At 60.5% G+C, this 15231-nt stretch carries 17 protein-coding genes; 5 read left to right on the top strand and 12 right to left on the bottom strand.

Features of this window, described 5'->3' with window-relative positions; translation table 11 throughout:
• Positions 1-70: 70 nt before the first annotated feature.
• Positions 71-2272, bottom strand: coding sequence for a patatin-like phospholipase family protein (locus JFT91_RS27865; RefSeq protein WP_201234472.1), 2202 nt, complete (start codon positions 2270-2272; stop codon positions 71-73).
• Positions 2273-2343: 71 nt separating this feature from the next.
• On the opposite strand from JFT91_RS27865, the gene JFT91_RS27860 reads away from it, so the two are divergent.
• On the top strand, positions 2344-2631 hold the full coding sequence (locus JFT91_RS27860) for an Rdx family protein (RefSeq protein WP_201227497.1): 288 nt from the start codon (positions 2344-2346) through the stop codon (positions 2629-2631).
• Here the strand turns inward: JFT91_RS27860 and JFT91_RS27855 are convergent.
• Both JFT91_RS27855 and JFT91_RS27850 read right to left on the bottom strand, forming a co-directional pair.
• Entirely contained in the window at positions 2625-3518 is an 894-nt protein-coding gene (locus JFT91_RS27855; protein WP_201234471.1) for a DMT family transporter, read from the bottom strand. The genes JFT91_RS27860 and JFT91_RS27855 overlap by 7 nt on opposite strands.
• Positions 3519-3660: 142 nt before the next feature.
• Entirely contained in the window at positions 3661-4425 is a 765-nt protein-coding gene (locus JFT91_RS27850) for an AraC family transcriptional regulator (RefSeq protein WP_201234470.1), read from the bottom strand.
• A 133-nt stretch (positions 4426-4558) separates the two neighbouring features.
• Between JFT91_RS27850 and JFT91_RS27845 the strand changes: the two genes are divergently transcribed.
• On the top strand, positions 4559-5374 hold the full coding sequence (locus JFT91_RS27845; RefSeq protein ID WP_201148332.1) for a UDP-2,3-diacylglucosamine diphosphatase: 816 nt from the start codon (positions 4559-4561) through the stop codon (positions 5372-5374).
• Positions 5375-5506: 132 nt separating this feature from the next.
• Here the strand turns inward: JFT91_RS27845 and JFT91_RS27840 are convergent, their stop codons facing one another.
• Entirely contained in the window at positions 5507-6097 is a 591-nt protein-coding gene (locus JFT91_RS27840) for an HD domain-containing protein (protein WP_201234469.1), read from the bottom strand.
• A gap of 26 nt (positions 6098-6123) precedes the next feature.
• Positions 6124-6435: an Mpo1-like protein gene (locus JFT91_RS27835; RefSeq protein WP_201148330.1), complete on the bottom strand. Its 312-nt coding sequence runs from the start codon at positions 6433-6435 to the stop codon at positions 6124-6126.
• 164 nt (positions 6436-6599) lie between these two features.
• Between JFT91_RS27835 and JFT91_RS27830 the strand changes: the two genes are divergently transcribed.
• Positions 6600-7661 carry an AraC family transcriptional regulator gene (locus JFT91_RS27830; protein WP_201227493.1) on the top strand — a complete coding sequence of 354 codons (1062 nt, stop codon included), beginning with the start codon at positions 6600-6602 and terminating at the stop codon, positions 7659-7661.
• On the opposite strand, the gene JFT91_RS27825 is transcribed toward JFT91_RS27830, so the two are convergent.
• Positions 7618-9072: a TrkH family potassium uptake protein gene (locus JFT91_RS27825; protein ID WP_201227492.1), complete on the bottom strand. Its 1455-nt coding sequence runs from the start codon at positions 9070-9072 to the stop codon at positions 7618-7620. The two genes, JFT91_RS27830 and JFT91_RS27825, sit on opposite strands and share 44 nt — an antisense overlap.
• Positions 9073-9193: 121 nt before the next feature.
• On the opposite strand from JFT91_RS27825, the gene JFT91_RS27820 reads away from it, so the two are divergent.
• Positions 9194-9760, top strand: a complete 567-nt coding sequence (locus tag JFT91_RS27820) for a nitroreductase family protein (protein WP_201227491.1) — start codon at positions 9194-9196, stop codon at positions 9758-9760.
• Positions 9761-9855: 95 nt separating this feature from the next.
• Here JFT91_RS27820 and JFT91_RS27815 read toward each other — a convergent pair whose 3' ends face one another.
• The 6 genes from JFT91_RS27815 to JFT91_RS27790 form a co-directional block, all read right to left on the bottom strand.
• Positions 9856-11196: an ATP-binding protein gene (locus tag JFT91_RS27815; RefSeq protein ID WP_201234468.1), complete on the bottom strand. Its 1341-nt coding sequence runs from the start codon at positions 11194-11196 to the stop codon at positions 9856-9858.
• Between the two features lie 224 nt (positions 11197-11420).
• Positions 11421-11870, bottom strand: a complete 450-nt coding sequence (locus JFT91_RS27810) for a Spy/CpxP family protein refolding chaperone (protein ID WP_129390772.1) — start codon at positions 11868-11870, stop codon at positions 11421-11423.
• A 262-nt stretch (positions 11871-12132) separates the two neighbouring features.
• A complete protein-coding gene (locus JFT91_RS27805; RefSeq protein ID WP_201227488.1) occupies positions 12133-12810 on the bottom strand; it encodes a response regulator transcription factor in 678 nt (225 codons plus the stop codon).
• A 7-nt stretch (positions 12811-12817) separates the two neighbouring features.
• A complete protein-coding gene (locus tag JFT91_RS27800) occupies positions 12818-13228 on the bottom strand; it encodes an SH3 domain-containing protein (RefSeq protein ID WP_008088823.1) in 411 nt (136 codons plus the stop codon).
• Between the two features lie 150 nt (positions 13229-13378).
• Entirely contained in the window at positions 13379-13678 is a 300-nt protein-coding gene (locus JFT91_RS27795; protein ID WP_201227487.1) for a YciI family protein, read from the bottom strand.
• A gap of 1 nt (position 13679) precedes the next feature.
• On the bottom strand, positions 13680-14279 hold the full coding sequence (locus JFT91_RS27790) for a septation protein A (protein ID WP_201227486.1): 600 nt from the start codon (positions 14277-14279) through the stop codon (positions 13680-13682).
• Positions 14280-14366: 87 nt separating this feature from the next.
• Here JFT91_RS27790 and JFT91_RS27785 point away from each other — a divergent pair, with 87 nt between their 5' ends.
• Positions 14367-15230, top strand: a complete 864-nt coding sequence (locus JFT91_RS27785) for a PHP domain-containing protein (protein WP_053118270.1) — start codon at positions 14367-14369, stop codon at positions 15228-15230.
• The last annotated feature ends 1 nt before the right edge of the window (position 15231 follow it).

The following is a 15231-nucleotide window of genomic DNA, read 5'->3' as shown; positions in this document are numbered from 1 at the left end:
GTTCTAAACGACGTCATCGCGGGCAAGCCCGGGATGGCAATAGAACAGGCAGCCCCACTCTGAATCTTGATCAGAAGGTTTGGCCGAGGTTGAGGTACACGGCCTGCTCATCCGCATCATTCAGCCCGTAACTGAAATTCAATGGCCCCAACGGCGTATCGAAGCCGATAAACACGCTCGCCGCATTGATGTAGCCACTGTCGAACTCATTGTCGTTGTTCCAGGCCCGACCGCGTTCCAGCGAGGCGCCGGCATACAGCGGGAAGTCCAGCGGCAGGTACGAGCGAGGCGTCAAACGACGGAAATACACGGCGCGCATCAGACTGACGTTCTGCCCGGAAATCGCATCTTCACGGAAGCCCGACAGCTGCCGCGCGCCGCCTAGCAAAAAGCTCGACGTCACCACATTGGCATTGTCCAGCGTGCGGCCGTAACGCCCCCCGAGAATCAGCGTGTCAGGCCCATGGCTCATCGCTTTATCGAGCTTGAACTCCCACTGCCGGTAGCGCGTGTCTGAACCCAGGCCCGGTTCGAACTGCATCAGTGTCAGGCTGATGTCCTTGCCTTCATGAGGGAAGTAAACGTTGTCCAGTGAGTCGTACGAGTACTTCAAGGAGTAGAAGCCTTCGGTGAAACTCTCGCTCGGCAGATCCTGGTCGCCAATGCGCACATCAGCCTTGCCCCACGCCTCGCCGACACCGAAACGCACTTCGCCGTTGTTGCCGATTTGCCGACCCAGGTTAAGACCGAAACCATAGCGCTCCACGCGGTACTGCGCGATCGGATCATTATCGAGCACCGAATCGACGTTTTGCGCTTCGAACGAGGCATACGGCGCAACAAAGTAGCGCGAACCGACGTCCAGCGGCTGATAGAACTCGGTGTACAGCTCCTGTTTGTCGCCAATCTGCGCGCGGGTCAGCCATTCCGCGCCGAGGCGGTTGATCCCGTTGATGCGGTAACTGGCGCCGAGGTTGAAGGCGCTGTCGCCGCGCATGTCGTCCGACAGGTTCAGACCGACCCGCAGGTAATCGGTGCCGCTGCGCTTGCCGCGAGCGCTGATCACCAGCGTGTGATCCTGGCCCTTGTGAACCACGCGGTATTGCACCTGCTCGAAGTAGTCGAGGCCGTACAAGGTGCCCATGTCCGAGTGCAGGCGTCCCAGATCCAGTGGCTCGCCGATGTGCTGACGGATGTAGTAGCGGATCACATCGTCATCGACTTTCGAGTCGTTCTCGACGCGGATCGCGGTGATGATTGGCGTGCGCTGGCCCGGCGAGCGGGCGGCATTGAGCTCGGCGTCCTGGGACTCTTTGGGTTTGAGCATGGCAAGGCGTGCGTCGAGGATTCGGGTGGCACGGTAACCAGCGTCGATCATCTCCTGAGCCTTGCCGAAATCGGTGACGCCGTACGCTGCCAGCGCCGGCTGGACTAACACATCGGTAGGTTTAAGCGCTGCCAGTTGCTCCTCCGAGTTACGCCGGGTCATCAGAGTGATCGACTGGTTCAGCACATCGACGACGGTGGTCAATTGCTTGCGATTGCGCAGCGGCGTACCGATGTCGACGACGATGGCCACATCGACGCCCATCTCCCGCGCGACATCGAGGGGGATGTTGTCGGTCATGCCGCCGTCCACCAGCAGCCGTCCGTCGAGTTCGACCGGGGCGAACACCGCCGGGATCGACATGCTGGCGCGGATAACCTGGGGCAGGTGGCCTTTGCGGAACACCACTTTTTCGCCATTGGCGATGTCGGTGGCGACGGCACGGAACGGGATCGGCAGTTTGTCGAAATCGCGGGTGTCGCTGGTGTGGGCCAGCAGGCTTTCCAGCAGCAGCGCGAGGTTCTGACCTTGAATCACCCCCAGCGGCAGGCCGAGGCTGCCGTCGTCGCGAAAGCTCAGTTTCTGTTTCACCAGAAAGTCGCGGTCATCCTGCTTGCGCCGGAACGGCACGTCTTCACGCGGCGGCGCATCGGACAGCGCCTGCTGCCAGTCGATGTTCAGCGCGAGTTTTTCCAACTCATCGATCTTGTACCCCGACGCATACAGCCCGCCAATCACCGCGCCCATGCTGGTGCCGGCGATTGCGTCGATCTTGATGCCTTGCTCTTCCAGCGCCTTGAGTACGCCGATGTGCGCCAGCCCGCGTGCAGCACCGCCGGACAACACCAGACCGACTTTCGGCCGCGTTGCCTCACTGGCCGGAACGCTGGCGTGAACAAGAAATGGAAGGAAACCAAGCAGCAGGCAGAACAGCAGACGGCGCATTGTGAGTCTCGGGGCAAGCGATAAAGCCGGCTATTATAGCGGCGCCCTCTGTCTCAGGAGTTTCAACGAACATGACTGTCGCCAAAGCGGAAGTTGTCATCACTTATTGCACGCAATGCCAGTGGCTGCTGCGCGCCGCGTGGCTGGCGCAGGAACTGCTCAGCACCTTCGGTGATGATCTTGGCAAAGTCTCATTGGTGCCCGGCACCGGCGGGGTGTTTCACATTACCTGCGACGGCGTGCAGATCTGGGAACGCAAGGCCGACGGTGGTTTTCCGGAGGCCAAGGTGCTCAAGCAGCGGGTGCGCGATCAGATTGATCCTGAGCGCGACCTCGGCCACAACGACCGCACTCAGTGAGAGGCGGCCTCGGCGGCGACGGCTTTCTTGTCAGCATGGCCTGACATCCGCGCCGACACTACGATGGCGACGATGATCAGCGCACCGCCGATGAGCATCTTCGGTGTCGGGTTTTCATCGAACAGCAACCAGGCAATGGTGATGCCGTAAACCGGCTCCATGGCGAACACCACAGCGGCGGTGCGCGCTTTGATCACCGCCAGGCTGGCCACGAAAAGGCTGTGGGCGACGCCGGTGCAGAACACGCCGAGCAGGGCGATCCACAGCCAGTCCAGTGCGCGCACCTCGCTCAATTGCGGCGCCGCGACCGGTAGCAGACACAACGCCACCACGACGTTTTGGCACAACGCCGCCTGCACCGCCGGAATGCGCCCGGAACTGGCGCGGTTGGTCAATGACAACAGGGAAAACAGCAACCCGGACAACACCGCCCAGAGCAGGCCGACGGTCGAGCCGCTGGCCAGATCGAAGGTGGGCGTCACCAGCACCAAGCCAACACTGACCAACACCACCAGGAGGATTTCGTTGGCGCGGATGCGCTCGCGGAAGATCAGCCCTTCGAGAATCACCGTGAACGCCGGGAAACTGGCAAACCCCAGGGTGGCGATGGCGACGCCGGCGACTTTCACCGAAATGAAAAAGCTCACCCAGTGCCCGGCCAACAACACACCACTGAGGATGAGTCGTCGCCAGTCCACGGCCTGAAGTTTCTGCCAGCCGCTCTGGCTGGCGAAACGGGCGAAGAATGCCAGGGCAAGCACGGCGAAAGCTGCGCGCCCGAACACGATCACGGCGGGCGACGCCGCAGCGAGTTTGCCGAACACACCGGTCAGGCCAAACATCAAAGCACCAATGTGCAGGGCGCCGAGGGCGGTACGCGGAGTCATTGCAATCCTTCTATCTCAAATGTAGGAGCTGCCGCAGGCTGCGATCTTTTGATCTTGCTTCGAAACAAACAAGATCAAAAGATCGCAGCCTGCGGCAGCTCCTACATTTAAGCGTGTAGAGGTCAGTAAGTCTGTCGGCGGACTATCGTCGTTTGTCGCAGGAGTCGCGCCGAATCTGGCCGGGTGATGCGCCGAACTCACGCAGAACCGCCGCTGAAAAGGCACTCTGCGAGCTGTAACCGACGCGGTTGGCAATTTCGCCCATCGGCAAAACCGTGTCGCGGAGCATTTGCACGGCCAGATGCAGCCGCCGGCTGCGGATGTAATCCATCGGCGTCTGCCCGCATTCGGCCATGAAGCGTGCATGCAGGCGCGCGCTTGAGAGCCCGGCGACCCGCGCCAGATCGGCAACCTGTAGCGGATAAGCGGCGTTTTGCTCGATGTGTGCATCCAGCGCCGCATAGGGCAAACGACGGGCGGCAAGCTCGGCTGGTTGCGCATGATTAAGGCTGGCCAACAGCAGCACCGCGCCTTGCTGTGCGATCAACGGATCGCTGACCGGGCTGTTCGCCAGCCAACTGACCAACTGACTCTGCCCCGAATCCAGCGACAAGCGCGCAGGCGAATCAAGCAAACGGCGGCTGGCGTCGGCATGATCGCCCAGCGAGTCAACCAGCCATTGTCCGTCGGGAATATCCATCACCAGACAGCGGCTGCCATCGGGACTGCCGCACGCATGATGCGCGCCCGACGGAATAACGACAAAACTCTGCTGACGCACCTGACTGCCACAGCCCTCGACCTCGAAATCCAGCGCGCCGGACAGCCCGAACACCAATTGGGCGTGCTCGTGGCTGTGGACGATCAGGTCGTGAGTGTACTGACGCAAAGTGAGGATCGGGCGCATGAGCAGGTCTCCGGGCAGGTCGACAGTCTACACCGGCGTGCCGCGAGTGCGCTGTCACAGGACTGACTCGCGCCTGTCATGGTCGATTAACCGAGCGGGCGCACGCTGGCGAAAACATCCCAGAGGGTTGCCCATGACCAGCGCCGAGCTCGCCAAACCCAGCCGTAAACAACGGGTGCGAACCCTGTGGATCTCCGACGTGCACCTTGGCACGCGCGATTGCCAGGCTGAACATTTGTCGACGTTTCTCAAGGGCTATCACGCCGACAAGATCTACCTGGTCGGCGACATCATCGATGGCTGGAAGCTGCGCGGCGGCATGTACTGGCCGCAGGCGCACACCAACGTGATCCGCCGCTTGCTGACCATGAGCAAGCGCGGCACGGAAGTGATTTACGTCACCGGCAATCACGATGAATTCCTGCGCCGTTACTCGAAGCTGATTCTGGGCAACATTCAGTTGGTCGATGAAGCGGTGCATGTCACGGCGGACGGCCGCCACCTGCTGGTGATTCACGGCGATCAGTTTGATGTGATCACCCGTTATCACCGCTGGCTGGCGTTTCTCGGCGACTCGGCCTACGAATTCACCCTGACGCTGAATCGCTGGCTCAACCATTGGCGCGCCCGTTATGGCTACGGTTACTGGTCGTTGTCGGCGTACCTGAAGCACAAGGTGAAGACGGCGGTGAGTTTCATCAGCGATTTTGAAGAAGCCATCGCCCATGAATGCGTGAAGCGCGAACTGCACGGCGTGGTGTGCGGGCACATTCACCATGCGGAGATCCGCAAGGTCGGCGAGGTGGACTACCTCAATTGCGGCGATTGGGTGGAGTCGTGCACGGCGCTGATCGAACACTGGGATGGCACGATCGAGTTGTATCGGCTGGCGGATGCGCAGGCGCGCGAGGCCGAGCTAAAGGCCGCCAAAGTCGCCGAACTCGCCTGATTCTCGGGTGGTTGGAGGGCCTCATCGCGAGCAGGCTCACTCCTACAGTTAACTGAGGTCCTTCAGGGGAAATTCGGTCAACTGTAGGAGTGAGCCTGCTCGCGATGAGCCGCGCAGCGGTTCCGGACAAATTCAGGCTGTGGTGTGTTCTTCCATAGCAGCCTTGTAGATCGAGTTCTTCGGATAGGCAAACAGCCTTTCCATCATCGGCTCAAAAAAACTCAACGGCAGGGTCTCATACGCCGGATCAAACGCCGCCGCATCGTACTTGGCGCAAAACTCGGCGGTTGCCTGAAACTGTGGATGTTCCTTGAACTGCTCGCGCAGGTGCCGATCCATGCCGAGGTGATGGAAGAAGTAGTAACCCTGAAACACCCCGTGTTTCTCGACCATCCACAGATTTTCGGCGCTGACGAACGGCTTGAGAATCGCCGCGGCAATGTCCGGGTGGTTATAGGAGCCCAAGGTGTCGCCAATGTCATGCAAGAGCGCGCAGACCACGTATTCCTCGTCGCGTCCGTCGCGCCATGCGCGGGTCGCGGTTTGCAGGGAGTGGGTGAGGCGGTCCACCGGAAATCCGCCGAAATCGCCTTCGAGCAATTTCAGGTGGGTCATGATCCGCGAGGGCAATTGTTTGGCGTAGGCGCTGAAGTCGGCGGCGATGATCGCCCAGTCCTCTTGCGTACCGTCCTGCATATGGGTGAAGCGGGCATTGGCGTTCATCGGCCATCCTCATCAATTCTTGTTGTTCAGAACGCCACGCGCCCGAGAATCATGTCGCGGTACATGACGAAATCGCCGAGCAGGCTGTACAGCGGATGCTGAAACGTTGCCGGGCGGTTCTTTTCAAAGAAGAAATGCCCGATCCAGGCAAAGCTGTAACCGGCCAGCGGCAAGGCCCATAACAGCAGCCAGGCGCCCTTGGCGATGGTCATGGCAAGAATGAAGATAACCAGCGTCGTGCCGATGAAATGCAGGCGACGGCAGGTGCTGTTGTTGTGTTCGCTGAGGTAATACGGATAGAACTCGGCGAAGCTGTTGAATTGCTTGATGTTTTCCACGACCGCGATCTCTGTGGTTATTGTTCTGGCGACGAGTTGTTCTGCGGGTAGCTTATTTGAGTCTAGAGTGATCATTGGCGTGGGCCAGTGACAATCGGCGCCACTTTAGTATCCTTCGCAAATCAGGCCGTAACATGCGGCCCCTCATGTAAAAGAAAAATGCCATGAGTGAACGAACGACTTCTGCTAGCTGGGCGATGGGGATTGTCAAAGCATTGGAGATGGACGGCCTGGATTGCCGGGTTCTGTTCAAACAACTGGGGCTCGATTACTCCGCCCTGGATGATCCGGATGCGCGCTTCCCGCAAGATTCCATGACGCGTCTGTGGCAACGGGCAGTTGAACTGTCCGGTAATCCGGCGATTGGCCTGAACATGGGCAAAGTCGTGCGCCCGGCCTCGTTTCATGTCGCCGGCTATGCCTTGATGTCGAGTAATACCCTCGCCGAAGGCTTTCAGCGATTGGTGCGTTATCAGCGGATCATCGCCGAAAGTGCCGACCTGAGTTTTCGTCTGCTCGAAGAAGGTTACGCACTGATTCTGACGGTGCACGGCGATCACCTGCCGCCGACCCGGCAAAGTGCCGAGGCTTCGCTGGCCTGCGCGCTGGGCCTGTGCGGATGGCTGACCGGGCGCACGTTGCACCCGGTCAAAGTGCTGGTGCAGGGCGCTGAACCGGATGACCTGGAACCCTATAAACAAGCCTTTCACGCGCCGCTGATGTTCAACGCGCCGTACGACGCGTTGATCTTCGAACGTGCCGACATGGAGGCGCCACTGCCCACCGCCAACGAGGCGATGGCGCTGCTGCACGACCGCTTTGCCGGGGAATATCTGGCACGTTTTTCAGAAAGCCGCGTGACCCACAAGGCGCGGCAAGTGCTCTGCCGCTTACTGCCGCAGGGCGAACCGAAGCGCGATACCGTGGCGCAGACGCTGCACCTGTCGCAGCGCACCTTGCAGCGGCGGTTGCAGGAGGAGGGCACGAGTTTTCAGCAGTTGCTCGATGACACCCGCCGCGAACTGGCCGAGCAATATCTGGCGCAGCCGAGCATGACGCTGCTGGAGATCGCTTATCTGTTGGGTTTTGCCGATCCGAGCAACTTCTTCCGCGCCTTCCGCCGCTGGTTCGACACCACGCCCGGCGATTACCGGACGCGGTTGTTGCAGGCGCCGAACGCGATCAATGACGCCAAAAGGCCGGAATACACAGCACAAACACCGTAATGATCTCCAGTCGGCCAAGCAGCATGCCGAATGACAGGATCCACTTCGCCGCATCCGGCAGGGTCGCAAAGTTGCCCGCCGGGCCAATCGTTTCACCCAGACCGGGGCCGACGCCCGACACGGTACTGGCGGCGCCGGTCAGTGCGGTCATCCAGTCGACACCAAGCAAAGACAGGAGCAGCGCGATCACGCAGATGGTGATGGCGAAGAAGAACGAAAAGGTAAGAATCGAACGGACGATTTCTTCGTCGAGACGGTGACCGTTGTACTTCTGCTTGATCACTGCACGCGGATGAATCAGCTGGTTAAGGTTGGCCTTGAGCAGGATGTAGGCAACCTGGAAACGGAAAATCTTGATCCCGCCCGCCGTCGAGCCGGAACAGCCGCCGACAAACCCCAGATAGAAGAACAGCATCAGCGAGAAGTTGCCCCACAGGCTGTAGTCACCGAGGGCAAAACCGGTGGTGGTGACCACCGACGTCACGTTCAGTGCGACATGACGCAGTGCGTCGAGCCAGTGCAGGTTGGTCGTCCACCAGTACCAGGTGCCGAGCACCAGCCAGGTCACCAGCAACATGCCGAGCAAACCCTGCACCTGCTGATCCCTGAGCAACGCCTTGCGGTTGCCGCGCATCGTCGCCACGTACAAGGTGAATGGCAGGCTGCCGAGAATCATGATCACCACCGCAACCCAGTGCACCGCCGGTTGCGTCCACTTGGCCAGCGACTGGTCGGAGGTCGAGAACCCGCCGGTGGAAATCGCCGACATCGCGTGGTTGATTGCATCGAACGGGCTCATCCCGGCCCACCAGAACGCCAGGCTACCGACAATGGTGATGCCGACGTACGCCGCCACGATCAGGCGCGCCACCATGTGCGAGCGCGGCATGACCTTTTCCGATCGGTCGGAAGATTCAGTCTGGAACAGGCGCATGCCACCGATGCGCAGTAGCGGCAGAATCGCTACTGCCATGCCGATAAAACCGATGCCGCCTAGCCAGTGCAACAGCGAACGCCACATCAGGATGCCGGGGGACATGGTGTCGAGGCCGCTGAGTACGGTCGAGCCGGTGGCAGTGATGCCGGACATGCTTTCAAAAAACGAGTCGGTGTAGCTGATGTGCTGGGTCAGCAGAAACGGTAGCGCCGCAAAAATGCACACCACCAGCCAACTGCTGACGGTCAGCAAGTACATGTCGCGCGGGCGCAGATGAATGTGTTCCGGCCGGCCCGGAATCACCAGCGCGAGGCCGGCGACGAAGGTGATCATGCTTGCCCAGAGGAACGACGGCAGGTCGCTGGTGCGCTCGAAAATCACCAGCGTAGCCATGGGCACGACCATGGCGACGGCCAAGGTGATCAGGAAGATGCCGATGATGAAACCAATGATCCGTAAGGTCGGCAACGCCATGAAGTCCGCTCGGGCTGATGTAGGAAGGGCGCCATTCTACCCGTGGGGCAGGGCATGTAAACCGGCATCCTGTGGGCAGATACCGCTAGAATAGCCGCACATTTTTCTCTGGAGGTGGCCGATGCAGGCTCTCGACGCGTTGCTCAACCGTGTTTCCGTTCCACGACTGGTCGAACCGGCCCCCACTGCCGAGCAGCGCGAAGCGTTGTTTGGTGCTGCATTGCGTGCGCCGGATCACGGGCATTTGCAGCCGTATCGTTTCCTGACCATCGAAGGCGCGGCGCGCGAGCAGATGGGCGAGTTGCTCGCTGAAGCCGCGCAGCAACAGGAAGGCGAAGTCACTGAAGCGATGATCGACAAGGCGCGCAATGGCCCGCTGCGTGCGCCGCTGGTGGTTGTGGTGGTCGCCAGGCTGCAGGATCACGTGAAGTATCCGAAGGCCGAGCAATTGCTCGCGGCCGGGTGCGCGGCGCACGGGATTTTGCTGGCGGCGTATGCGCAGGGGATTGGTGCGGTGTGGCGTACCGGTGATCTGGCTTACTCGAAGCATGTGGCCAAAGGCTTGGGCCTGGCAGAGGGCGAAGAGGTGATTGCATTCCTCTACCTCGGCACGCCACAGAAAGAACCGCGTGTGGCGGAAAAGGTTGATCTGACCGAGTTCGTCAGCGCCTGGCCCGCCAAGCCCTGAAATCAAAAGATCGCAGCCTGCGGCAGCTCCTGCATTGGAATGCGTTTTCCTGTAGGAGCTGCCGAAGGCTGCGATCTTTTTGCATCATCGAAAATCTACGGCTGAACCACTGCACCGGGCACCAGCGGCAATTCGAGGCTGGCAATAAACCCGCCCTGCGGATGATTGGCCAGCGTCAGACTCCCGCCATGCCGTTCCGCTGCTCGGCGGGCAATCGCCAGACCCAAACCATGCCCCGCCGCCGTCTGCCCCGGCGCACGATAAAACGGCTCGCCCAACTGGCTCAAATGCTCTGCCTGCACGCCCGGCCCATGGTCGCGCACGCTCACAGTGATTTTTTCACCCTGACGGGAAGCCCGCATTTCAATCGCCTGACCTTCAGGGTTGAAGCGCTGGGCATTGCGTAGCAGGTTGTCGACGGCTCGTTCAATCATCGTCGGCCAGCCCTTGAGGTTCAGCTGGGGTTCGGCGTCCAGGCGGACGGTCTGCTCCGGTGAGCCCAGTTGCGCATCCTTCTGCAGCGTGCCGAGCAGCGCATTCAGGTCTACGTCTTCAGCGCTGGCGTTATCGGCATCGACCCGCGCCAGCACCAGAATTTCGCTGATCAACGCTTCCAGCCGATCGCACTCGCGAGTCAGCCGTGGCCAGAGTTTCTCACGCTCCTCAGGATTGGCCCGCTCGGCCAGCGCCAAAGCAATACGCAACCGCGCCAACGGTGAGCGCAGCTCATGGGAAACATCGCGCAGCAGTTGCCGTTGGCTGCCGATCAAACTTTGCAGGCGTGCGCCCATGCGATTGAAATCGGTGGCGAGCACGCCGAACTCATCGCGACGATTGGCCAGTTTCGCCAGGCTGTTCTGTTGATAAGTGGCTTGTCCCAAATCATGCACCGCGCCGCGTAATCGGCTGAGCGGACGGGTGATGGAGAAGGTCACCAACAAGCTGAACAACGTCAGCACCACCAGCGCAATGCCCAGCGCACTCAGGGGCCAGAGCAGGCTTTCGCGGTGCCAGGCGTCGAGTTCCGGGTGTGGGATGCGGTAGATGAACAGGTAGGTGTCGCCGGTTTTGTCGCTGGTGAATTCGTCGGTCAGGCGCCGCCATGGCAGGCGACGGTCATCGTTGTTCTGCCTCGCTTCAAACGCCGCGGCGCGACGCGGGAAGGTGCCGCGCACCACCGGATCGCCGGATTCGTTGAGCACCTGGACGTCGATGTGATATTGGCGTTTGCGTTGTTCGAGGATGTCCTGGGCAGCTTCTTCGCCCTGGGCTTCGTAGGACTGCGTCCATTCAGCGGCCAGAGTGTTGAGGCCCGGGTGACGGCTGAGAATCCACGCGTCCTGATTGAGCATGTGCCCGAGCAAAATGGACAACCCGGCCACCAATGCAATGGCCAGCCAGAAGCTCGCGAGAATACGCCAGAACAGTGAACGCACAGAAAATCCTCAATCAAACATAAAAGCCCATGTTGGATGCGGCTCCTGTGGCGAGGGGATTTATCCCCGTTGGGTCGCGCAGCGACCCCAAAACCTGCGATTGAGAAACATCAGAAATATCGCATGCAATGATTTGGCGACTGCTCCGCAGCCGAACGGGGATAAATCCCCTCGCCACAAAGGCAAACCCGACGGCGTTGGCCGTCGGGTTCGGGGTTACTGCATTATTGCGCTTTTTGCGGCTGTTGCGCTTTCCACGCCTTGAACTCGGCCCATTCGGCGCGACGCTCAGCCTGTTTCTTCTGGATCTCGTCGAATTTCTTCTGTTGATCCGGTTTCAGCACGGCGCGGACATCGGATTCGGCTTTCTTGTGGTTGGCCGCCATCTCGTCCTTCAGGGCTTTCTGGTCGGCTGGCGAGAGTTTTTCCAGGTACTTGTCGACCACTTGCTTACGCTCGTGCATCTGCTCGCCCATGATCTTGCGGATCTGCTCGCGCTGTTCGCGGGACAGGTCGAGTTGGCTGTACGGGCCTTTGCCGTGCATGCCGTGCATCTGACCGCCGTGGCGAGCGCCGTCCATCGGGCCACCCATCGGGCCGCCATCTTGCGGCATGGCCATGGCGACGGTTGGCAGAGCGGCAGCGAACATCAGAGCGATAAGAGTCTTGCGCATGGTGTATCTCCTTGTCTCGTTCCCGGTACGTTCCGGATGAGTTCAGATTACGGAGATCAAGGTCAGCGGCGGTCAGCGCTACGTAAAGCTTGGGTAAAGACGCTTCGCGCCCAACCTTACACACATGCCATGTAGGAGCTGCCGAAGGCTGCGATCTGTTGATTTTGCTTTTAACGAACAAGATCAAAAGATCGCAGCCTTCGGCAGCTCCTACAGAGGCGGCGATGTTTCGTTATCTCCATGTGCGGGAGGATGTGCTGCTTCAGAGGCTGTAGTAGTAACCGCGGCTGCGCAGGGCGACGATGCGTGGGCGACCGTCCGGGTGCGGGCCGATCTTTTTGCGCAGGTTACTGACGTGCATGTCGAGGCTGCGGTCGTACAGGGTCAGCTTGCGGCCCAAGGCGATCTGCGCCAGTTCCTGTTTGTCCAGCGGCTCGCCCGGCTGTTTGAGCAGGGCCTCGAGCAGACGGCTTTCGGAAACGGTGAGGGTCAGTTCTTTCTCGTCGATGCTGACCACGCCACGCACCGGGCTGAAGCTCAAGTCGCCCAGTTCCAGCTGCGTCGAGACGGCAGCCGGGTGACTGCGGCGCAACACGGCGCGCAGGCGGGCGGTCAGTTCACGCGGGTCGCACGGTTTGGCCAGGTAATCGTCGGCGCCGAGTTCCAGGCCGAGGATACGATCCAGCGGCTCGCCACGGGCCGAGAGCATCAGCACTGGCAGGTCGGCGTGATCGGCACGCAATTGCTTGAGCAGTTCCAGACCACTGCCGTCGGGCAGCATCACGTCCAGCACCACCGCCGCCGGGGCGGTTTCGGCCAGCGCCTTGCGGGCGCTCTGACCGTCGTGGCAGGCGCGCACCTGGAAGCCTTCCTGGCTCAACCAGCTACTCAGGAGTTCACACAACTCCTGGTCATCATCAATCAATAACAGCTCGCTCATGACTCACTCAATTTAGCCATTGCCGACGTTTTCGGCTTGCTCCACTGGCAAAGATACCGCAGAGCAGCGCCAATAGCGCTACTCCGGCTCCCGTGACGAACCACTGCTGTTGATCGGTCAACAGACGCGGCAGGGGACTCGCCTGGGCTTCCTTGAGTTGCAGCTTGAGGCGCTGGTTCTCTTGGCGCAACCGGGCAAGCTGTGCGCTTTCGCGCGCAGTGTCGGCACTTTGCAGTTGTTTGCTCAACTCTTCCCGCTGCTGCTCGCTCGCTTTCAGGCGCTGCTGCAACTCGGTGATCTGGCTGCCGGCGCTTAACGACAATGGCGTGGAGCTGCCGCCTTCGGTGGTTTCCTCACCATGGGCGGGGGCCATGATCGACAACGTGACCAACATCAGACACAACGGACCCTTGCGCATCGCGACACCTGCTTCCAAATGGATATTGGGCAGGTTGTCGGCAGGCAAACGAGAATAATGAGCGATTGAGAGCGGCAAGAACCAGGAAGGTTCATTGCCAGAGGCAATGTCGCAGGCGGTGAGGGGATAAATCCCCTCACCGCAGGACTTTTAAGGGAGGACTTGTTTGAACGGTTTGACGACCACGTTGGCATACACACCCGCGGCGATGTACGGATCGGCATCAGCCCAGGCCTGAGCGGCGCTCAGGGAATCGAACTCGGCAACGATCAGGCTGCCAGTGAAACCCGCTGCGCCCGGATCATTGCTGTCGACGGCCGGGTGTGGGCCGGCCAATACGATGCGGCCTTCGCCCTTGAGCGCTTGCAGGCGTTCCAGATGCGCAGGGCGCGCGGCCAGGCGTGCTTGCAGTGAGTTGGCGACGTCGGTGGCAATGATTGCGTAGAGCATGTCAGTCCTCGGTTTTTGGAGTTGTTGTGTTATCGGCATCATGCAGATGGCGTGACAGGTAAATACCCTGTGCGACCAGGAACACGACGGTCATGCCCAGGCTGCCGAACACCTTGAAGTCGACCCAGATGCTCTGGAAGGTGAAGGCGACGAACAGGTTGGCAGCGCCGCAGAACAGGAAAAAAACGATCCAGGCGATGTTCAGGCGGGTCCAGACCGGATCTGGCAGGGTCAGCGCGTGGCCCATGATGCGCTTGATCAGCAGGCGGTCACCGATGAAGTGGCTGCCGATAAAGGCCAGCGCGAACAGCCAGTTGACCACCGGGGCTTTCCATTTCAGGACAGTCTCGCTGTGGAAGGCCAGAGTCAGGCTGCCGAACACGAGGCAGGCGATCAGGGTCAGCCATTGGCTTTTTTCCAGCTTGCGCTGTTTGATGAAGAGCACGCCGTACACCACCAGGGAGCTGATGATCAGCATCGCGGTGGCGCTGTAAATACCGCCTACAGTGAGTTCATGGCCAGCGATGTCAACGACCCGTGGATCAAGTTTGTAAACGATGAAGAACAGCAGAAGCGGGATGAAATCGATGAATTGTTTCACAGTGAGAGCCAGAAGCTGGATGTGGCGGCATAATAACAAACATATGGGCGCGCGATAGCGCCAGCTGATTTGAGGTTACAACTCCCCGTGAATGTTGATTTGCACTGCCATAGCACGGCCTCCGATGGCGCCCTGGCGCCTGCGGTTCTGGTTGCGCGTGCGTTCGAAAACGGCGTGCGAGTCCTGTCGTTGACCGACCACGACACCCTCGAAGGCCTCGCCGAAGCACGCACGGCCGCCAATGAACTGGGCATGCAACTGGTCAACGGCGTCGAGTTGTCCTGCACCTGGGGCGGCGCGACCATTCACGTGCTGGGTTACGGCTTCGACGTCAACGCCGCGCCATTGGTCGAGGCCATCGCCAAATTGCACGATGGCCGCTGGCTGCGGTCGGAAGAAATAAGCCGCAAGCTCGCCCTCAAAGGCATGCCCGGCGCCCTCGACGGCGCCCGCAAGATCCAGCAGGAACTGGGCGACAGCGGCAACGCGCCGGCCCGTCCGCATTTCGCCGACTGGATGGTGCGTGAAGGTTTCGTCAAGGATCGCGCCGAGGCGTTCCGCAAGTGGCTGGGCGCCGGCAAGCTGGGCGACGTCAAATTGCACTGGCCGACACTTGAAGACACCGTCGGCACGCTGCGTGCCGCCAACGCCTGGGTCAGCCTGGCGCATCCATGGCACTACGATTTCACCCGCAGCAAGCGCCGAAAGCTGATTGCCGACTATATTCAAGCGGGCGGGCATGCAATCGAGGTGGTCAATGGCCATCAGCCTGCGGAACAGGTCGGCAGCCTGGCAATCCTTGCCCGTGAGTTCGGTCTGCTGGTCAGTGCCGGCAGTGACTTCCATGGTCCTGGCGGCTGGTCCGAGATCGGCCAGTACCGGCCGGTTCCCGAGGACCTTCCACCCCTGTGGTGTCGGTTCAAACATGACACAGATATTGCCGCCGTCTGAA

It is taken from the genome of Pseudomonas sp. TH08 (genome assembly GCF_016651275.1).
Taxonomy (GTDB): Bacteria; Pseudomonadota; Gammaproteobacteria; order Pseudomonadales; family Pseudomonadaceae; genus Aquipseudomonas.
The sequence above is the reverse complement of the archived record's forward strand: the minus strand, read 5'-3'. Positions and strand labels throughout refer to the sequence as shown.